The sequence below is a fragment of the Stecheria intestinalis genome (assembly GCF_009696165.1).
Lineage (GTDB): Bacteria > Bacillota_I > Bacilli_A > Erysipelotrichales > Erysipelotrichaceae > Bulleidia > Bulleidia intestinalis.
This window is the reverse complement of record NZ_VUMN01000013.1, coordinates 46799-65916: the sequence shown is the minus strand read 5'-3', so window position 1 is coordinate 65916 and position 19118 is coordinate 46799. Positions and strand designations below refer to the sequence as shown.

Here is a 19118-nt window from a genome sequence, read left to right as displayed (position 1 = left end):
TTGAAAGGAGACCGTCATGGCAATTGCAGATAATAGCGACAAGGTCTGGTATTACGCCAAGGAAGATGGGCAGAAGTATGGCCCGTATACCGATGAAGAACTGATCAAACTGATCCGGAACGGAATCCTGTCCGAGAATGATCTGATCTGGATGACGGACCTGGATGACTGGATTTCGGTCGGCAATTCGATTTACAGCTTCTATCTTACACATTAAGAGGGTTCAGAACCCTCTTTTGTGTTACTGTAAGGGCATGGAAAACTTTGATTTCAGAATACCGACAGAAGTGCTGTTCGGAAAAGGACAGATTGAGCATCTTGCGGATGCGATGAGACCGTATGGGGATACGGTGCTGCTCTGCTATGGCGGAGGATCCATCAGGAAGAACGGAGTATACGACGACATTCAGAGAGTGCTGAAGGGATTTACGATCGTGGAATTATCGGGCATTGAGCCCAATCCCCGGATTTCCACGGTAATCAGGGGAAGAGATCTCTGCCGTAAAAACCAGGTGAAGATTGTTCTGGCAGCGGGCGGAGGATCGGTGCTGGATTGTGCCAAGATGGTTGCGGACTGTGCCGTGAATGATGCAGATCCATGGGAGATGGTCATGAATCCTGCTCTGATTCACAGGGCACTGCCGGTGTTTACGGTGCTTACGCTTGCGGCTACGGGCTCTGAGATGAACAATACGGCTGTGATTTCCTGGCCGGAGAAGAAGCTGAAGAAGGGCTGCAAGTCTCCGTATCACTATCCGGTTCTTTCAATCTGTGATCCTTCTTATACGTTCTCGGTCTCCAGAAGACAGACTGCGGCTGGTTCTGCTGATATCATGAGTCATATCATGGAGAACTATTTCAGCCGGGTGGAAGATGCGGTGATTGCCGATGAGCTGGCCGAAGGTCTGCTCAGGACTGTGATCCAGGAACTTCCGAAGGCACTAGGAGATCCTCATAATTATTCTGCAAGGGCAAATCTGATGTGGGCAGGAACACTCGGCATCAGTCAGATCACTTCTGCCGGAAAGAAAGGATCCTGGAGCTGCCATCCGATCAGCCATGAGCTGAGTGCATTTTATGATGTGAATCATGGCGAATCCCTGGCGATCATCACTCCGCACTGGATGAGAAGAATCCTCACACCTGCGACCGTGACGAGATTCGATCGGTTTGCAGAGAAGGTATGGAATATCCAGGAAGAAGATCCGATGAAGGAAGCAGAGATGGGAATTGATGCACTGCAGGCTTTCTTTGCGTCGTGCGGACTTCCTTCAACGCTTCGCGAGATCGGGATTCCGGATGATTCTCTGGCAGAATCGATGACAGATGAGGCAATCCGCATGAAAGGATTCGATTCTGCTTTCGTGAATCTCAGCAGAGAAGATATACTTGGAATTATCAGGGATAGCTTATGAAACTGAATCAGAGGATGGAGATAGATCCTTCTCCGGAAGAGAAGGAAAGACAGGAAAGAACGCAGAAGCTGGTCTATAGCTTCGTGAATATCACGATGTGGGCTTCTGTGATCATCATCGGCATTCTGATCGCGACTGCGCCATCGGAAGTTCCGGATGGGGCACCAGAGTATGTGCATCCGAAGGCGTATTATACGCTGATGTTCACCGAGTCGATTCTCGGCGTCATCTGCATGAATCTGCCATCGAAGGTGGAGAAGAATCTGAAGATCAGAATTCCATCAGGAATGCTGATTCCGTTTGAGATCTTCCTGTACTGTGCAATCTTCCTGGGAGAGACAAGAAGTTTCTATTACAATGTTCCGCATTGGGATACATTCCTGCATTTCTTCAGTGCAGGCATGCTGGGTACGCTTGCATTCTCCATCATCTCGATTCTGAATGACAGCGAGCATGTGCCATTCAATCTGTCCCCGGGGTTCATCGCATTGTTTGCATTCTGTTTTGCAGTGACCTGCGGCGCATTGTGGGAGATTTATGAATTCACGTTTGATGGCATTCTCGGATTGAATATGCAGAAGTTCATGACTGAGGATGGGGTTCCGTTTGTCGGGAGAGCCGCATTGGCAGATACGATGAAAGACATTATCGTGGATGTATGCGGTGCTGCTCTTGTATCGCTGTTCGGCTATTTTTCAATGCGCAAATATACCACGAAGTGGGTAGATAATCTGCAGCTGAAAAGGGCAGAGCCGAAAGACCCGCCTCTCAAGGAGATTCCTATGCAGAAGGAGTCTGAAAGGAAGGAGAAGATCAGTGAACCGGAACTGACTATCCGTTCTTCTGAGAAAGATGCGAAAGAGTTCATCAGAGATTTCCCGAATGCCGCAGACATACCGGATTCAGAAGTGAAGAAGGATTGCTGATATCGACATGATCAGGATCCTTTTTCTGACTTGGCAGCCTGGCAGAGAAGAAATTTTTTGCGTGGTTCCGGGTGTCGTATAATAGGAGAGAATTTCAGGAGAATCAGGCGATGAAGAACAGACAGACAGGGAAAGAACTGCTTGCAGGAATACTATGTGTGATGCTGGCGGGATGCGGAGGCAGCACTTCTTCAGCAGAAGCGACTGCATCACCCTCTGCGAGCAGTCAGCCAGCTGGTGTGGCTGCTGCACCGGGGCCGCGCAGAGAATATACGAACAATGAGACCCCGGGGAATGCTCTGGAGGTGAATGGCAAGAAGGCTGCTTATGACAGGATTTCCGTCACGAAGATCGGCGATGGCACTGAAGAATCCGAAGCGAATGCGGATAATGCGGCGATCAGCGTGAAGAACAGCGGACAGGCGACAGTTTCCAATGCGGAGATTGAGACGAATGGAACGTATGCATACGGGCTCTGCAGCAACGGCAGCGGCACAGCGGTTCAGATTTCTGATTCCACGGTGTTCACGAGTGCTTCGTATTCAGATGGAATCCGGGCTGCTTCCGGTTCTTCGGTATCGGCATCCAATCTGGCTGTTACGACGCATGGCGATTACTCGCCAGCGTTGCAGGCGGATGGAGATCAGAGCAAGCTGACCGTGGATGGCGGGACCTATTCAGCATATGGAATCCTTGCCCCGGCGATTCAGAGCAGCGGCAGTGTTACGGTTTCCGGTGCCGAGCTTTCGGCAATCGTATCTCCGGCTGTGATCATTGACGGGCCGCATGAGGTCACGCTGGTGAACTGCACCGTGACGGGAGATCATACGAGGACGGCAGAAGATATTCATCCGAGCACCTATCTCACGTATCAGCGCGGTTCGAATTATGTGGATGTCAATGAGTATCAGGCAGTGCTGTTCTATCAGACATCCGGAAATACGGATGGGAAGTCTGCTTCGTTCACGATGAACGGCGGAACGCTGAACTVTGAATACGGAACGGTTTTCCGGGCTTATTCCAGTGCGGATGTGTATCTGAATGATGTGGCGATCAATCCGTATGACAGCAATCTTCTGATTGCTTCGCAGGGAGCTGGCTCAAGCGGTGCCAATGTGAACTTCACGGCTGAGAATCAGCAGCTGAATGGAAACTTCACGATCAGCAGCGGATCGACGCTGAACCTGATGCTGAATGACGGAACGGTATTCAATGGGGCGGTCAATCCTTACAGCGGCTATGGCGGCGAGGTATATGTAGACCTGGAAGGAAATGCAGAGTGGACGCTGACCGCAGACAGCTACGTCAGCGGGCTGACTTGTTCAAAGACGGCAGTGAAACTGAATGGCTTCACGCTGACCGTGAATGGCGAAGCATATACGGAAGGAACCGCGATGAACGGAACCGAAGTGGCGAAGGAAGAGACGACTTATACGACACCAACTCCGACCCCTACGCCGACGATCTGGACTGCTCCGGAGACGACGGCACCGGCAAGTGAGGAAGGAACGGAACAGACCTGGTAAACTCTGACGGGTTAGGATATAATTCGGATAAACCTGAGAACGGAACTAGTATCTGCAGGAAAACGCGCAAGAGAGTGGCATGCATGGTGGAAGTGCCTGGCGGAAGAGCTGCAGGGAATGCATCCGGGAGGGACTGCCCGATAAGGTAGGGCAGAACGTAGATGTCCTGCGTTAAGGGGCAGCCGCAGTAAAAGTGGAAAAGCAGAAGCGCCTTTTATGGGCGCTTCTTTTCGGGAGGAGACAATGATCAGACTTTATAACACGAAGGATCTTCAGGTAGAGGAATTCAAGCCGATTCATGAGGGACATGTGGACATGTATGTATGCGGACCTACGGTCTACAACTATGCGCATATCGGCAATGCCAGGCCGATGGTCGTCTTTGATGTGCTGAAGCGTCTGTTTGAGGCAGAGGGATATACGGTGAAGTATGTTTCGAACTTCACGGATGTGGATGACAAGATCATCAATAAGGCAATTGAGGAAAATGTCAGCGAATCGGTGATCACGGATCGCTATATCAAGGCATATCAGGATCTGAGAAAGCAGCTGAATACAGAGCTTCCGGATGTGACGCCGAGAGTTACGGAGACGATGGATGGCATCATCTCCTTCATTGCGGATCTGGTGAAAGCCGGGGCTGCATATGTCGCTGACAATGGCGATGTGTACTACAGCGTGGACAGTGATCCGAAGTATGGAGAGATTTCGCATCAGAAGCTGGATTACCTGGAGGCAGGTGCCCGCATCGATGTGAATGAGGGAAAGAAAAATCCGTATGACTTTGCCTTATGGAAGAAGACAGACAAGGGCATCCAGTGGGACAGCCCGTGGGGAAAAGGAAGACCGGGTTGGCATACCGAGTGCGTTGTGATGATCAATCAGAATCTCGGTGAGAAGATTGATATCCATGGCGGCGGTGCCGATCTCAGATTCCCGCATCATGAGAATGAGTGCGCGCAGCAGGAGTCGCTGCATCATAATACGCTGGCGAATTACTGGGTTCATAATGCGATGATCAACATCAACGGCGAGAAGATGTCGAAGTCGCTTGGCAATACATTATGGGCAAAGGATGTGCTGGATCGTCTTGGCACGAATCTGACCAGATGGCTGATGTCTTCGGTGCATTACCGCAAGGAACTGAACTTCAGTGAAGAGACGATTGAGACTGCAAGGAAAGAACTGGAAAAAGTTCTGACGCCGATCCGTCAGTACGATATCAAGTCGCAGCTTGTCAAAGAAGCAGAACCGAAGGAGTACGATGAAGCTTCCTGGAGGGCATTCCTGGATCAGATGGATGATGATATGAATACGCCGAATGCGTATACGGTGATTTTCGAAACGGTGCGCAAGCTCAACAGCATGCTCAGGACGAGAGAGCCGGACTGGAAAGAAGCCGGAAAGTTACGGAACAGCGTTGTGAAGATGCTGGACATTCTTGGCATCAGGGTGGAAACACCGGTGGTGAGTGAAGAAGACCGGAAGCTGTTTGCGAAGTGGAATGACGCAAAGCAGGCAAAGGATTTTGCGGCAGCGGATGGCTATCGGGCAGAGCTGATGGCGAAGGGATTGCTCTGATGAATGTAAATGAGTGTTCCGGAAGGACGCTGGCCTATCTCGGAGATGCAGTCTGGTCGTATCTGGTGCGCCGGTATCTGATTGAACAGGGCGAAGGAAAAGGCTCGCAGCTGCAGAAAAAGACGATTCATTTCGTGAGTGCCGGGGCACAGGCTGCATTCTACGACCGGCTTCATGAAGAACAGTTCTTTACAGAAGAAGAGGAAGAAGTGTTCCGCCGGGGGCGGAATGATCATTCCGGCGTCGTGCCGAAGAGTGCATCGGTCGCAGTATACCGGAAGTCGACGGGCTTTGAGGCGATCATCGGCATGCTGGATCTGCAGGGAAAAGAGGAACGGATCAGAGAGCTGTTCCGGAAAGTGACAGAAGAGGATACGTTATGACTCAGCTGATGTATGGAAAGAATGTAGTCAGACAGCTGCTGATGGGAGATCGGAAGGTCTATCAGGTTTATCTGGCTGCGAAGGATCCTGAAATCGAGGAACTGGCAGGAAAGAAACATGTTCCGGTGAAGTTATTGGATAAGCATGCACTGGAAAAGATGACCAGGAGCGATCATACCCAGGGGGTGGCTGCCGAGATTGAGGATTATAAGCTCTATACCGTAGATGATCTCGTGAAGGAAAAGAAAAATCAGTATGGGTTTCTGATCATGCTGGATGAGATGGAGGATCCGCATAATCTCGGTGCAGTGCTGAGAACAGCAGATGCGGTTCAGGCCGATGGAGTGATCTTCAAGAAGACGCATAATGCCGGTCTGACTCCGTCAGTGGCAAAGGTTTCGGCTGGTGCTGCGGATACCGTGAAGTGTGCAGCAGTGACGAATCTGACCAGAACTGCCCAGGATCTGAAGAAGAAGGGATACTGGATCATCGGAGCTGATATGGATGGCGTGGATTACCGGTCTCTGAAGTATGACTTCAATGCAGTGCTGGTCATCGGCAATGAGGGAAAGGGAATTTCCAGACTTCTGCAGAAAGAATGCGATTATGTTGTCTCGCTGCCGATGGAGGGAAAGATTTCTTCTCTGAATGCGTCAGTATCTGCGGGCATCCTGATGTATCAGATCTGGAGCAGCAGGAATCCGCTCTGAGTGGAAAACCGGTGAGAAACCGGGGAGTAAACCAGAAGGATGGAGGAAGCGCACGCAGGAACAAGGGCTAGGCTGATTCCGGGAGGAATGCTATGGCACGAAATTCCTATGAGCTGCTTTACTTCTATCATCAGAATCAGAGCGATGGTCTGCGGGTGCTGGCGGCCGAACATGAGCCGATGCTGAGAGCACAGGTGAATCAGATTGTTGCGTCCAATCGCATGATGGCACTGTACCGGGAGGAATTCCTGCAGGAATCCAGAATCATGCTGGTGGCGGCAGCAGAATGCTATCGGTTTGATCAAGGCTGTTCATTCCGTTCTTATCTGCAGCTGATTGCGAAGCGGAAGATATTCCAGAGAATCAAGCATTACAACAGCAGTGCGGATGTTCCGTTTCATACCATGGTTTCTTTAGACAGCGAGATCTGCGAAAACACGACGATCTATGATGTTGTGAAGTCGCGTGATCTGCTTGCGGAACCGGAGTATGCACTGAGCTACAAGGAAGCAAATCTGCGCCTGAATCAGACCGTAGAGGGACTGAAGCCGATGGAACAGAAAGTGCTGAGAGAATGGGAGTCCGGGTCTTCATATGAGGAATCCTGTCAGCGCCTGCATCTTTCCTACAAGGCTTATGACGGCCGCCTGCAGCGGGTGAAAGAGAAGGTGCGGGCAAGCCTTCATGAAGCATAGAGCATGAATCAGCATCCTGATCCCTGCAAGTCCTGCAGGGATCTTTGGATGCATGCCATGTACCGCCAGATCATAAACTGCCATCGAGTGAAATCAGATGGCCGCATGGTTTTCCTGGAAATTGACAGCAGTCTGTTTTCGAGGTTCGCTTTCTGGCTGCCAGAGATTCCTCCTGCCCATTTCTGAATGGAGGCTTGCCGCAGACAGGAGGCTCAGCATGATATAATGCCCGGGTGAGAAAGAAGAAGCGGCGCAGAAGAATCAGAATTTCCAGAGTGGCAGTGCTTGCATTGACCGTATTTCTGCTGGTCATGCTGGCAAAGACACTCTTTTCGTATGAACAGACGTCTTCGGAAGCAGCCGCCACAGCAATCCCGGATCCGATCTGGCGTAATGACTATGACTGGTCTTCGCTGAAGGAGCAGGATGGTCATCTGGCATTTGAAGATGATTCCTATACGTCGAAGTTCGGAATTGATGTATCCTTCCGCCAGCAGGAGATCGACTGGCAGAAGGTAGCGGCAGCTGGTGCGGAGTTTGCGTTTATCCGGGCTGGATACCGGGGCTATGAGACAGGCGAGCTGCATACGGATGATTACTTCACGGCGAATATGGAGGGGGCTTCTGCGGCGGGAATCGAGACAGATGTCTACTGGTTTTCGCAGGCAGTAAGTGTCGAAGAAGCAGAGGAAGAAGCAGCGTATGTGCTGAATCTGATTTCTCCGTATACGGTCGGTACGGTGGCGTTTGACATGGAGATCGTATCTGATCACGATCGCATCCAGGGCTTGAATGCAGAGGAAAAAACTGCCATTGCGGCAGCGTTCTGCAGAGTGATGAAAGAAGCTGGGTATTCCGTTCTGGTATATGGGTCTGACAGCTGGATGTATACGTCGATCCATATGGAAGACCTGCAGGAAGAAGTGGACTTCTGGATTGCTGGGTATGGGGAAGACTATCCGGATTTCATCTATACGTTTGTGATATGGCAGTATTCCAATACCGGAACGATTGATGGGATTGAAGGAAACGTCGATCTTGATCTCTGGCTGATTCCGAAGTGATCAGACCGGAGTTTCCTGAATATCAGTCCCGATGAATTCTGCCTGGACCGTTCCGCGGGTGCGATCCCGGATCTGTTCCGGAATATCATCGCTCATGCTGGCAAACGTGCAGGTCACTTCTTCTGCATAGGAGAATTCCGGCTGGATCATATTGGTGCGGAGCCAGGATTCCAGAGTGCCGGAAAGGGAATAAGGATAGACGACGCGATAGAGGTTCACAGGAACCTCTTTTACTTTCGGGGCATGGGAGAGAGCAGAAGCAGCGATGCCGCCATAGGCACGGATCAGGCCGCCGGTGCCGAGCTTGATGCCGCCGAAGTAGCGGACGACGCAGACGGTCGTATCGGTGAGCCCGGATTTCAGGAGACTTTCCAGAATCGGAATGCCGGCGGTTCCGGATGGCTCCTTGTTGTCGCTGGAGCGCTGGATCTGGTTGGAAGGACCGATGAGATAGGCAGTGCATACATGCGTGGCATCAGGAAATTCATTGCGGATGCGGGCAATGTAGGCACGTGCTTCTTCTTCGGTTTCGGTGCGGGCAGCACAGGCAAGAAATCTGGATTTCTGAATGACTTCTGCTTCCCGGTATTCCTGGCTCAGTTTCATGAGCCTATTATAGCGGAAGCTCTGCGGTCAGAGAGAAACGAAACCATGCTATAATTTTCTCACTTATGGGAAGAATACATCAGCTGGATGCACAGACTGCCAATATGATCGCTGCCGGAGAAGTGGTGGAGCGGCCGATGGGAGTCGTCAAGGAACTTGTGGAAAACTCGATTGATGCAGGTTCCACGCGGATTTCGGTTTCTGCAGAGAATGGCGGCATCGATCGGGTCACAGTCAGCGACAATGGCTGCGGCATGGACAGCGAGGATGCCGTGAACTGCTTCGGCAGGCATGCGACTTCCAAGATCAGAGGGCAGAATGACCTCTGGGATATCAGTACGCTCGGCTTCCGGGGCGAAGCGCTTCCGAGTATTGCCAGTGTGTCGAAGCTGACGCTGGTGACGAGTGATGGCACGGATTCCACCCGGGTGAAGATGGAGTATGGAGAACTGAAATCTGCAGAGCCTTATCCTTCGGATCAGGGCACGGAGATCAGCGTGGAGGGTCTGTTCTACCGGACCCCGGCAAGACTTAAGCATCTGCGTTCCGGAGCGTATGAGAATTCGCTGATCCAGGACATCATCATGAAATTCGCATTGTCGCATCCGGAAATTGCCTTTACGTTTCTTTCAAATGGCAGAGAAGCGTTCCGTACTTCCGGAAGCGGAGATCTGCAGGAAGTCCTGTATCTCTGCTGGGGAAGGGAAGCTGCGGAAAAGGCGATTCCGATCAATATGGAAGACTTCGATTACAAGGGCAGCGGTTATCTTGTGAAGCCGGAAGTGAACCGTGCTTCCCGGAATTTCATGCAGGTATTCCTGAATGGCAGAATGGTGAAGACCTTCCGGCTGTATAAGTCGATTCTGGATGGCTATGAAGCATATCTCCCGCAGGGAAGGTATCCGCTGGCAGTGGTGAATATCTCGATGGATCCGCACCTGCTGGATGTGAATGTGCATCCAAGCAAATGGGAAGTAAGGCTTTCGAAGGAAAATCAGCTGGAATATCTGATCCGGGATTCCGTAGCAGAAACACTTTCCAGGCAGATGCTGGCACCGAAAGTGCGGCGTGCACAGGAAGCACCTGCAGCAGCGCAGATGCGGATGGAATTTGACGCGTTTCAGCATGCGCCTGCAGCAGTACAGAAGCCAGCAGCACCGAAGCCGTCTGCAGTATCGGAACCGGAAGAGAAGAAACCTGAATCGGCAGAAGAGAAGAGCCTCACTGCAGAACCAGTGAAAGAGATCAGAAAACCGATCCGGGAAGAAACCGTGCAGGAACCTGCTGGGCAGTATCCGGAACGTACGTTTCCTGAGATGACGGTCATCGGGCAGCTGCATTCTTCTTATATTCTCTGCAGCACAGAGCAGGGACTTGCGGTCATCGATCAGAAAGCTGCTTCCCAGCGAATTGCATATGAGAAAATCGAACGTCAGATTCAGAACAATGAGACGATGCAGGATCTGCTGGTTCCGCTGACTCTGAAGACGTCGGATGATGTCGTGCAGAGGCTTGCTGAGCTTAATGCCTTTGCGGAAGACCTGCGGATCTCTTTTGAATCCTTCGGCCCGGATACGCTGCTGGTCCGCAGCATTCCTGCATGGATGAGCGGCCTGGAAGAAGAAAAAGTGCTTTATGATGTGCTTGATCTGTTTGCGGAAGAAGAAAAGGCAGGGATCAGAAGAATTGCCGGAAAGAAGATCGCAGAGCTTGCCAGCACGCATGCGATTCATGCATGCAGGAAGCTCGCTTTGGCTGAGATGAATCAGTTCCTGAAGGATCTCTCTGCCTGCGCGAATCCGTATCAGAGTCCTTCGGGGCATGCAACGTTCGTGATCATCGAGGAAAGGGATCTGGCAAAGGAGTTCCGATGAAGAAGGTGCTTGTGATTGCCGGCCCGACTGCTTCCGGGAAGACCTCGTTCTCGCTTGAGATGGCAAGGCTTCTGCATGGCAGAATCATCAGCGGCGATTCGATTCAGGTATACCGCGGACTTGATATCGGCTCCGGAAAGGTGACGAAGGAAGAGCGCGGAGACATTCCGCATGAGCTGATTGATATTCTGGATCCGGATGAGCCGTACAGTGCCTGTGAGTTTCAGAAGATGGCAAGACCACTGATTGAGGAGCAGGATCCGTTTCCGATCATTTCCGGAGGGACTGGATACTACCTGAAAGCATGTCTCTACGATTATACGTTTGAAGCAGAAGAAGGAGATTCTCCGGCAGATCCGGAACTGGAACAGCTTGACAGTGAAGAGCTCTATGCGATGATGGTGAAGCAGGATCCGATTCAGGCACAGAAGATTCATCCGCATAACCGCAGAAGAATTCTCAGAACGCTGACGATTCTGAAGCGGACCGGGCATCGGCAGAGCGAAGTGGAGCAGAATCAGAAACATGAGCCGATCTATGATGTCTTCATTGCCGGCTGCACGATGGATCGGGATGTCCTCTATGAACGGATCAATCAGCGGGTAGAGNAGATGTTCCGGGATGGCCTGGAAGAAGAAGTGAAGGGATTGCTGGAAAAGGGATATACGTTTGATGATCCGGGCATGCGGGGAATCGGGTATCAGGAATTCCGGGAATACTTTGACGGAAGCAGGAGCCTGGAGGAAACGAAAGAGCTGATTCAGAAGAACAGCAGGCATTATGCAAAGCGGCAGTATACATGGCTGAATCATCAGATGCCGGTGCACTGGTTCAATAGTCTTGAGGAAACAGAACGCAGCCGGATGAAAGAAGAGATTCTGGACTGGAGGAGAACGGATGAGAAGTAACAGCAGAAAGATCAGACAGCAGATCATGCAGGTATATCTTCTGAATGGGCTCGAGGCGGGATGTCTGATCGGCATCGTGATTCTGCTCTATGCGCTGGAACTGCCTTCCTGGTTTCAGCAGGATTACCGGATTCTTGCGATCGTGATGACGGCTGTCAGCGTTGTGGTCGGATTGCTGTTCGGAAGATCGAAGTGGGTGGGATTGAAGCGCCGCCTCTTCCGGGCACAGGCAGGACATGAAGATTCGTTTGATGATGAAGAGTTCCGCATGGTGGATCACAGCGGCACGCTCTATACCGGCGGTGCCTGGCTGCTGTACCGGGAAGGACTTGATTGCCGGATCTATTACCGGAATTCGATTGAATCCATTGATCCTTATGGAGAACATGGCGGAAAGAGAGTCAAGGTATGGCTCAGCGTGAAGCTGCAGAACCGGCAGGATCTTGAGGTCCTGGGCTATGAGGCAGGAAATCCGGATGCGGCGGATCTATTGGCAGAATGGCTGAATCCGGTGCCTCAGAAGAAAGTATGCAGGGCATGCGGAGCACCGAATGATCCGGATGCGAAGTACTGTGCCTGGTGCGGCAGTCTCCTGGATTGACAGAATTGCGGATCTGTATTCTCTTATCTGAAGTTTTGTTCACATTTCTTGAAACAGACCTGGTTTTCAATATGATGAGAATATCCCTTCAAAGGGGATTGTTCCGGAAAGGATGGAATCTGAAATGAGTGAGTTCAATCGTGAAGCTTATGTCGGCGAAGCTGGCGGCTTGAAGGCATATATCACAAAAGTGATGACCAAGATGGGCATTGCGATGGTCATTACGGCAGCAGTAGCGTTCGCAGTCTATGCAAGCGGCCTGTATGTGGTTCTTGCCAGCAGCCTGATGTTTCTGATTGTTGCAATCGTGCAGCTGGTTCTGTGCGGAAGCCTCAGTGCAAGTCTTTCGAGAATGGATGCCCAGGGCATGACCGCGAAATTCTACGGATATGCGGCACTGACCGGTGTTACCTTCTCCATTCTGCCTCTGGTCTTTGATGTCAGCACGATCTTCTATGCATTTGCATATGCGGCAGTCATGTTCTTTGCCTGCGCAGTGATCGGTCATACGACGAATGTGGATCTGTCAAAGTTCAGCGGTCTGTTCATGGGTGCGATGATTGCGATGCTGGTGGCATTGGTATTCGCAATGTTCATTCCGGGCATGAATCTCGCAATCAGCTATATCGGCATCATTCTGTTCCTCGGCATCACGGCATGGGATATGCAGAAGATCAAGAGCTACTACTATGGAACCAATGAGGGCTATGGTGTTGCCGGAGAGTCGCTTGCCGTATATGGTGCATTCTCTCTGTACCTGGACTTCATCAATGTGTTCCTGTATGTGCTTAGAATCTTAGGCGTAAGATCTGACAGAAACTGAGAGCATTCATCAGTAAGAAATGAACACGATCCCCGGACGGTATTGTCCGGGGATTTTCATCGTTGTGTGCTCATCATGGGCGATAACTAGGTGGTGAAAGACCGAATCAGTATGAATCCTGAGTAAACGATTGAAAGAAAGGAGATTCTATGAAAACAGAAAACCAGAATATGGGCTGTCCACAGAGGAATAGTCCGGAATGCGAAAAGTATGCGGAAGCGTCGAGCATCTTCCATTCGGAAAATGGGGGAAAGGGAGTGCAGCTGCAGGGCCGAACACCTCATGGAAGAGATTTACGAAATCAAAAATACCGAGCTTCATTTCTCACGCGAATCAAACTTCAGATCTCAGGATTTACCTGCAGATCATTTTCTCATTATTCATGGCTAACCGATGTCAGCAGTTTTTTCTTGTGTGCTTCCATCCGCTCAGCAGAGGAATGCATGGAGGAAGATACCAGACTGCATAGTCTGCAAGAACCCTCTGAAAAATTAATTTTTATTTGAAAAAGATCCGAACTATCGTATTTTTCTGATTCCGATATTATTCTTTGGGCGGAGGGAAGCGTGATTCTTTCTAAACTTGGCTTCCGGGATTATTTTCATAATTACTTAGTTCTGGAGGCCGATACCTTAACGGATTCTCTGAAAGACAAGATTGCTGTTGCGGAGGAGGACTGCTATATGCTGTGTTCCAGCTATATCAGCAGAACCGGTGCGCTTCTTTTCAACGTGCTTTCGATCGGAAGCACATGGACAAACTGCCGGAAAGGGCTGGAACAGGAGGAGATGCTGAGCATTTTCGATCCGTATATCCTGAGAAACCTCAGGACCAGGAAGATCATTCCGGAAGAAGCAATGAAGCAGAAGAATATACCGTGGATCCGGAAACAGGAAGAGGATGCCGGAGAGAGGCTTGCTGAGACCAGAGAGAATGAGATGCTGGATGGCGTTCGGAATGATTTCTACCCGGATATCGTCAGAACCGGAATTCTGACAGAAGCAGGGATTCGGGAGTATGATATGCAGGTAGACGGATTCAACGGTTCGTTTGTAGAAGGAAGACTGCTGGATCAGACGAAAATCCGCGGGTTTCATCAGGGACAGCTGCTGAGAGCTCTGCCCTATAAGGCAGGAAAGGGATTCCGGTTGCTGTGCGTGTTTGCCGGGGATCCGCTTTCAGATGAAGATGAAGAGGCTATGGAACGGCTGAGCCGTGAGGGAATGGCGTCGGGATTCGGATTTGCTGGCAGGTTCTTCCGCAACTGAGGAGTGAAGAATGAGTGTTTCCAGAAATGTGAAGTATACGTGTCCGTATTGCGGCAAGGAATTTGAGATCGAAGTCTGGGATTCGATCGATGCCGATGAAGATCCGGATCTGAGAGATCGGTGTGTTTCCGGAGATCTGTTCCGGGTTTCGTGTCCGCATTGCAAGAAAGAGTTTATGGTGCAGTTCCCGCTGGTCTATATCGACAGGGGCCATAAGTTCGTGCTCTGGCTGAGTCAGAATGAACCAGGTTCTGATCTGAAGAGCCTGACGGATCCGCTGGTTTCCAGGGGATATACGCTGCGCAGATGCCCGACGCTGCAGGAATTCTCGGAGAAGATCCAGATCCTGGAAGACGGGGCGGATGACCGCATGGTGGAACTTGCCAAATATGACAGCTTCATCGAGTTTGTGGATAACGGCAAGGGCAAGGCAGAAGATGTTGCGGCAGTGGAATATCAGAGCCTGGATAACGGAGTCATGAAGATCAATGTCCGTACCGGTGCTGAGGGAGATAAGGGCATGGCATTCATCATCCCGGTTTCCTTCATGCAGGATGAAATGAATCAGAATCCGGAGCGGTATGAAGTTGAGAACCGGAACTTCCCGGCAGTCAACACGGCATGGATCACGAGTCTGTTCCAGAAGCCGGACGGGAATGCCTGATTCGTGTTCTGGCAGAAGGCATGTTAAAATTACAGCTCGGATAGCATTCCGGGCTTTGTTTATGAAGAAAACTTATATTGATTTGAACGAATATCTGGAAGAGCTCGATGAGGGCAAACACCAGACCGGAAGAAAACCAGGAAAGACTTATGCACATCCTCATGTTTCCAAACCCGAACCTCAAGAAGAACCAGAGGAAGAGGAGGAACAGGAAGAAGAACAGCCGGCAAGGAAGAAGAAACATCCGGTCCGGAATTTCTTCCGGGTGATTCTGATCCTGCTGATTGCAGGGTGTGTGCTGCTGGGAGTGGAAGTGAATCATCTCTTTTCCCTGACGCAGCCGCTGAACAGCACTTATTCAGGAAATTCTGCTTCTGCAGATGTCTTTTCCGTCATGATGGTCGGCGTCGATACCAGAGGCAGCGACTATGAAGGCCGCAGCGATACGATGCTGATGGTGACCATTTCCAGAAGTACGAAAAAGATTCTGATCACGTCCGTGATGAGAGATATTGCAGCAGAGATTCCTGGATACGGAACCGCCAAGCTCAATGCGGCATATGCATATGGCGGCATCGATCTTCTGCATGAGACGCTGGAGAATCATCTCGGACTGAGTTTTGATCGGGCCGTCGTCGTGAATTTCACGACCGTCAGAGATGCAGTAGATGCGATCGGCGGAATCGATGTGACCATCGATGATGAAGAGATGGCTGCCATGAACCAGATTATCTGGATCATGAATCAGGAAGTATTTGCTGAGCCTGCTTATTATGATCTGCTGGAAACCTCGGGAGAGATTCATCTGAATGGCAAGCAGGCACTTGCTTATGCAAGAGATCGCACGAGTGCTCGCTCTGATTTCGATCGTACGTCGAGACAGCGCACGATGGTGCAGGCATGCATGGAACAGATCCGGTCTCTGAATCCGCTTCAGTTATTGCAGGCAATGGAGAAGATCATGCCGGAGCTTGTCACAGACTTTACGGAGCAGGATCTGATCAGACTGCTGCCGGTACTGCTTTCTTTCTCTTCGTATTCCATTGAAGAATTTTCCATTCCGCAGGACGGTACTTATACCTCGGGCTATATCGGTGAACAGCAGGCGCTTATCATCGATGCAGAAACGAATCGGCAGATGTGGGAGGATGCACTGAACCAATGATCTTATCGCTGGAAGATGTCAGTTATCGCTATGAGACAGAACCGATTCTGGATCATGTGAACTTTGTCGTGAATGAGAAAGAGAAATGGGGCGTCGTCGGCTTGAATGGAGCCGGCAAGTCCACATTGCTGAAGATCATGGCAGAAGCGGAGAAGCCGGATTCAGGAACCGTGACGGTACTGAAGAAGTACCGGGTTTCCTACTGCCCGCAGTCAATGCAGTTTGAACCAGGAAAGTCGGTCTATGAGACGGTGAGCAGTGCCTTGAAGGAACCGGCTGAGGTTTATCAGATCCGTTCGGTTCTGAATCAGTTCGGAATCACAGATCAGGAACAGAAGATCGAAGTGCTGTCCGGCGGTCAGCAGAAGCGGGTAGCACTCGCGATTGCCCTGATCCGCAAAGCAGATCTGTATCTGCTGGATGAGCCGACGAACCATCTGGATCAGTCGATGATTCTCTGGCTGGAACGGTATCTGTCGCATATCTCCGGGGCATTGGTCATGGTGACGCATGATCGGTATTTTCTGTCGAGAATCACGAATCATATGGTGGAGATCGATCGCGGTCATCTGTATACGTATGATGGAAACTATGCGGATTACCTGGAACAGCGTCAGATCAGACGACAGCAGGCGCTGGCAGAAGATCAGAAGCGGAGAAATTTCCTGCGTCATGAGATTGAATGGATCCGGGCTGGTGCACCGGCTCGCTCCACGAAACAGAAGAGCAGAATCGAGCGGTATCAGAAGATTGCGTCACAGGAGGAATTCCAGGAAGCAGGTGTTCTGGAACTGAAGTCTGCGGTTTCCAGGCTTGGCCGGAATACGATTTCTGCTGAGCATATTTCTAAGGCTTATGGAGATAAGGTTCTGTTCCGGGATTTCAGCTTCAATCTGGATCGCATGGATCGGGTCGGAATCATCGGACCCAATGGCTGCGGCAAGAGCACTTTGCTGAAGATTCTGATGGGACAGGTGCAGCCCGATACCGGAACGGTATCGATCGGGGAGACCGTGAAGATCGGATATTTTGCTCAGCAGAATGAAGTGTTCAAGGAAGACCAGAGGATTATCGACTATCTGGAAGAGTCCGGCAAAGTCGTGATGACTGCAGATCGTGAAGAGATTACTGCGGGACAGATGCTGGAGCGCTTTCTGTTTCCGAAAGACAAGCAGTATCTGCCGATTTCGAAATGCTCCGGCGGAGAAAAGAGAAGACTGTATCTCTGCTCCGTATTGATGAAAGCTCCGAATATTCTGATTCTCGATGAACCGACGAATGATCTGGATACAGATACGATGACAATTCTGGAGGATTACCTGGAAGACTTCCGGGGCGCAGTTCTGGAAGTGAGTCATGATCGCTATTTCCTCGATCGGACGGCAGATCGTCTGTTTGTGTTCCGCAATGGGGAAATCAGAGTCGTGCAGCAGGCATACTCAGATTTCCTGGAACAGGAAGAGAAAGTAGAGAAGCAGAAAGAAGCTCCGGTTCAGAAGAAGCCGGAGAAACCTGTTGCGAAGATGTCTTACAAAGAGAAGAAAGAACTTCAGGATCTCGAGAAGAAATTGCCGGAAATGGAAGAAGAAATCCGGAAGCTGGAGGCTTCGATGGAAGGTATCACGGATTATGGAAAAATACAGTCTCTCAGTGATGAGCTTGACCGTAAGCGCAATGAAAAAGAAGCGGCCGAGAATCGCTGGCTGGAATTATCTGAGAAAGCAGAATGATCATGTTCTGCTTTTCTTTTTCTCATAGAGTTTCTGATCAGCCGCATTGATCAGATCATATACTGTTTTCATGTCATCCGTGCATCTGGCAATGCCGATCGAAGCAGAGAGGGTATACGGAAGATTGTGCAGCGCTGAAGTTTCGTTCAGCAGAGAATGAATCGAGTCAGCAGTCTCAGATGCTTCGGATCCGGTATCAGCTTCCATGCAGATGATGAACTCATCACCGCCATATCGGCCGATGATGGCCCGCTTTTTCAAGGGAATGCATGCCTGGCGGAGCACATCGGCCAGCGTGCGCAGCGCATTGTCTCCTTCCAGGTGGCCGTAGGTATCGTTGATTGCTTTGAAGTGATCTGCATCGATCATCATCAGATACTGATGGCTGCGGGACTGTCCATGCATACGATCAGCAATGGAATTGAGCAGACGTTTGCGGTTGTTGAGGCCGGTCAGAGAATCCAGGGAGATGAGATCTTCCATTGAATCCAGATACAGCATCAGCATATCCAGGGTAATGCAGCAGCAGGCAACGGGCAGGAATGGATAGAAATACTGAATGATTCCGGCGGCGGCAGGCATGATCGGAAATACTGCCAGCATGCGCAGGTAATCTTTATCGATATATTCTTTCCGTTTCAGCACTGCCTTCAGGCTTCTTACTTCAGCCAGCACGACAAAGGAATAAGAGAAGAGATACTGGAGGAGAAACAGCGGCCCGCGGGTATAGATGCGTTCTGCACCTGCAGAAAAGAAGAATCCGTACCGGAAGTTGAACAGATTCAGAATGAACTGGATGATTGCCAGAAGCAGCGTATGAAAGGGAACTTTCGCAGATGGTTCTTTTCTGGACAGGGCGTCGAAGTACCAGAACCAGCTCATGCACATCAGGGTGGAAGAGAGAAAATAGATGGATTTCAGGAGGAGCAGAGAAATTGCAGCATAAGGAATGATGCCGGCAAGCATCAGCTGGCAGAGCGTGTCCGTGATAAAGAACAGGAGGACGGCGATGGAAGAATAGAGAAAAACTCTCTGGGCTTTCATCTGAGAAGCAGTATTGGAACGTATCATGATCACTGCGACAATAATGCAGCAGAATAGGTTGATTTCAAGGTAAAGCGCTTCGTATTGCATTACAGTCATTATAAAAGTGAACAGGATTCAGTTCAAATACAGATC

Annotated in this window: 20 protein-coding genes; 18 read left to right on the top strand and 2 right to left on the bottom strand. The window is 50.5% G+C overall.

Features of this window, described 5'->3' with window-relative positions:
• The first annotated feature begins 16 nt into the window (after positions 1-16).
• From FYJ51_RS06840 to FYJ51_RS06800, 9 genes are all read left to right on the top strand, one after another.
• Positions 17-217: a DUF4339 domain-containing protein gene (locus tag FYJ51_RS06840; RefSeq protein WP_105302498.1), complete on the top strand. Its 201-nt coding sequence runs from the start codon at positions 17-19 to the stop codon at positions 215-217.
• A 37-nt stretch (positions 218-254) separates the two neighbouring features.
• Positions 255-1415 (top strand): iron-containing alcohol dehydrogenase, encoded by a 1161-nt coding sequence (locus FYJ51_RS06835; RefSeq protein ID WP_154504427.1) that lies wholly within the window; start codon positions 255-257, stop codon positions 1413-1415.
• The gene (locus tag FYJ51_RS06830; RefSeq protein ID WP_205946227.1) at positions 1412-2341 is read left to right on the top strand and encodes a VanZ family protein; all 930 of its coding nucleotides are present in this window, start codon (positions 1412-1414) and stop codon (positions 2339-2341) included. The genes FYJ51_RS06835 and FYJ51_RS06830 overlap by 4 nt, the downstream gene beginning before the upstream one ends.
• A 110-nt stretch (positions 2342-2451) precedes the next feature.
• Positions 2452-3867: a hypothetical protein gene (locus FYJ51_RS06825; protein WP_154504425.1), complete on the top strand. Its 1416-nt coding sequence runs from the start codon at positions 2452-2454 to the stop codon at positions 3865-3867.
• A 243-nt stretch (positions 3868-4110) separates the two neighbouring features.
• Positions 4111-5448 carry a cysteine--tRNA ligase gene (cysS, locus tag FYJ51_RS06820; RefSeq protein ID WP_154504423.1) on the top strand — a complete coding sequence of 446 codons (1338 nt, stop codon included), beginning with the start codon at positions 4111-4113 and terminating at the stop codon, positions 5446-5448.
• Positions 5448-5831, top strand: coding sequence for a Mini-ribonuclease 3 (locus FYJ51_RS06815; RefSeq protein ID WP_154504422.1), 384 nt, complete (start codon positions 5448-5450; stop codon positions 5829-5831). Before cysS ends, FYJ51_RS06815 begins: the two co-directional genes overlap by 1 nt.
• On the top strand, positions 5828-6541 hold the full coding sequence (gene rlmB / locus FYJ51_RS06810; RefSeq protein WP_105302502.1) for a 23S rRNA (guanosine(2251)-2'-O)-methyltransferase RlmB: 714 nt from the start codon (positions 5828-5830) through the stop codon (positions 6539-6541). Before FYJ51_RS06815 ends, rlmB begins: the two co-directional genes overlap by 4 nt.
• Positions 6542-6633: 92 nt before the next feature.
• Positions 6634-7236: a sigma-70 family RNA polymerase sigma factor gene (locus FYJ51_RS06805; protein ID WP_105302503.1), complete on the top strand. Its 603-nt coding sequence runs from the start codon at positions 6634-6636 to the stop codon at positions 7234-7236.
• A 233-nt stretch (positions 7237-7469) separates the two neighbouring features.
• Entirely contained in the window at positions 7470-8300 is an 831-nt protein-coding gene (locus FYJ51_RS06800) for a GH25 family lysozyme (RefSeq protein ID WP_154504421.1), read from the top strand.
• Here FYJ51_RS06800 and FYJ51_RS06795 read toward each other — a convergent pair whose 3' ends face one another.
• Positions 8301-8906 carry an IMPACT family protein gene (locus tag FYJ51_RS06795; RefSeq protein ID WP_105302506.1) on the bottom strand — a complete coding sequence of 202 codons (606 nt, stop codon included), beginning with the start codon at positions 8904-8906 and terminating at the stop codon, positions 8301-8303.
• 65 nt (positions 8907-8971) lie between these two features.
• Between FYJ51_RS06795 and mutL the strand changes: the two genes are divergently transcribed.
• From mutL to FYJ51_RS06750, 9 genes are all read left to right on the top strand, one after another.
• The gene (mutL, locus tag FYJ51_RS06790; protein ID WP_154504420.1) at positions 8972-10780 is read left to right on the top strand and encodes a DNA mismatch repair endonuclease MutL; all 1809 of its coding nucleotides are present in this window, start codon (positions 8972-8974) and stop codon (positions 10778-10780) included.
• Positions 10777-11688 (top strand): tRNA (adenosine(37)-N6)-dimethylallyltransferase MiaA, encoded by a 912-nt coding sequence (gene miaA / locus FYJ51_RS06785; RefSeq protein ID WP_154504418.1) that lies wholly within the window; start codon positions 10777-10779, stop codon positions 11686-11688. The genes mutL and miaA overlap by 4 nt, the downstream gene beginning before the upstream one ends.
• Positions 11678-12289: a zinc ribbon domain-containing protein gene (locus tag FYJ51_RS06780; protein ID WP_154504416.1), complete on the top strand. Its 612-nt coding sequence runs from the start codon at positions 11678-11680 to the stop codon at positions 12287-12289. The genes miaA and FYJ51_RS06780 overlap by 11 nt, the downstream gene beginning before the upstream one ends.
• Positions 12290-12413: 124 nt before the next feature.
• A complete protein-coding gene (locus FYJ51_RS06775) occupies positions 12414-13112 on the top strand; it encodes a Bax inhibitor-1/YccA family protein (RefSeq protein WP_167836409.1) in 699 nt (232 codons plus the stop codon).
• 149 nt (positions 13113-13261) lie between these two features.
• On the top strand, positions 13262-13618 hold the full coding sequence (locus tag FYJ51_RS06770; protein ID WP_154504414.1) for a hypothetical protein: 357 nt from the start codon (positions 13262-13264) through the stop codon (positions 13616-13618).
• A gap of 60 nt (positions 13619-13678) precedes the next feature.
• Entirely contained in the window at positions 13679-14380 is a 702-nt protein-coding gene (locus tag FYJ51_RS06765) for a hypothetical protein (RefSeq protein WP_154504412.1), read from the top strand.
• A 10-nt stretch (positions 14381-14390) separates the two neighbouring features.
• Positions 14391-15044 carry a CpXC domain-containing protein gene (locus tag FYJ51_RS06760; protein WP_154504410.1) on the top strand — a complete coding sequence of 218 codons (654 nt, stop codon included), beginning with the start codon at positions 14391-14393 and terminating at the stop codon, positions 15042-15044.
• Positions 15045-15105: 61 nt separating this feature from the next.
• Positions 15106-16209 (top strand): LCP family protein, encoded by a 1104-nt coding sequence (locus FYJ51_RS06755; protein ID WP_205946226.1) that lies wholly within the window; start codon positions 15106-15108, stop codon positions 16207-16209.
• Positions 16206-17939 carry an ABC-F family ATP-binding cassette domain-containing protein gene (locus FYJ51_RS06750; RefSeq protein WP_154504406.1) on the top strand — a complete coding sequence of 578 codons (1734 nt, stop codon included), beginning with the start codon at positions 16206-16208 and terminating at the stop codon, positions 17937-17939. Before FYJ51_RS06755 ends, FYJ51_RS06750 begins: the two co-directional genes overlap by 4 nt.
• Here the strand turns inward: FYJ51_RS06750 and FYJ51_RS06745 are convergent, their stop codons facing one another.
• Complete coding sequence (locus tag FYJ51_RS06745; protein WP_205946225.1) at positions 17940-19010, bottom strand: GGDEF domain-containing protein; 1071 nt, start codon at positions 19008-19010, stop codon at positions 17940-17942.
• Positions 19011-19118: the final 108 nt, after the last annotated feature.

Bases quoted from the DNA above. Each gene is read 5' to 3' on its own strand.
- FYJ51_RS06840 (WP_105302498.1), top strand. From the start codon at position 17: ATGGCAATTGCAGATAATAGCGACAAGGTCTGGTATTACGCCAAGGAA.
- FYJ51_RS06835 (WP_154504427.1), top strand. From the start codon at position 255: ATGGAAAACTTTGATTTCAGAATACCGACAGAAGTGCTGTTCGGAAAA.
- FYJ51_RS06830 (WP_205946227.1), top strand. From the start codon at position 1,412: ATGAAACTGAATCAGAGGATGGAGATAGATCCTTCTCCGGAAGAGAAG.
- cysS (WP_154504423.1), top strand. From the start codon at position 4,111: ATGATCAGACTTTATAACACGAAGGATCTTCAGGTAGAGGAATTCAAG.
- FYJ51_RS06815 (WP_154504422.1), top strand. From the start codon at position 5,448: ATGAATGTAAATGAGTGTTCCGGAAGGACGCTGGCCTATCTCGGAGAT.
- rlmB (WP_105302502.1), top strand. From the start codon at position 5,828: ATGACTCAGCTGATGTATGGAAAGAATGTAGTCAGACAGCTGCTGATG.
- FYJ51_RS06805 (WP_105302503.1), top strand. From the start codon at position 6,634: ATGGCACGAAATTCCTATGAGCTGCTTTACTTCTATCATCAGAATCAG.
- FYJ51_RS06795 (WP_105302506.1), bottom strand. From the start codon at position 8,906: ATGAAACTGAGCCAGGAATACCGGGAAGCAGAAGTCATTCAGAAATCC.
- mutL (WP_154504420.1), top strand. From the start codon at position 8,972: ATGGGAAGAATACATCAGCTGGATGCACAGACTGCCAATATGATCGCT.
- FYJ51_RS06780 (WP_154504416.1), top strand. From the start codon at position 11,678: ATGAGAAGTAACAGCAGAAAGATCAGACAGCAGATCATGCAGGTATAT.
- FYJ51_RS06775 (WP_167836409.1), top strand. From the start codon at position 12,414: ATGAGTGAGTTCAATCGTGAAGCTTATGTCGGCGAAGCTGGCGGCTTG.
- FYJ51_RS06770 (WP_154504414.1), top strand. From the start codon at position 13,262: ATGAAAACAGAAAACCAGAATATGGGCTGTCCACAGAGGAATAGTCCG.
- FYJ51_RS06760 (WP_154504410.1), top strand. From the start codon at position 14,391: ATGAGTGTTTCCAGAAATGTGAAGTATACGTGTCCGTATTGCGGCAAG.
- FYJ51_RS06755 (WP_205946226.1), top strand. From the start codon at position 15,106: ATGAAGAAAACTTATATTGATTTGAACGAATATCTGGAAGAGCTCGAT.
- FYJ51_RS06750 (WP_154504406.1), top strand. From the start codon at position 16,206: ATGATCTTATCGCTGGAAGATGTCAGTTATCGCTATGAGACAGAACCG.
- FYJ51_RS06745 (WP_205946225.1), bottom strand. From the start codon at position 19,010: ATGATACGTTCCAATACTGCTTCTCAGATGAAAGCCCAGAGAGTTTTT.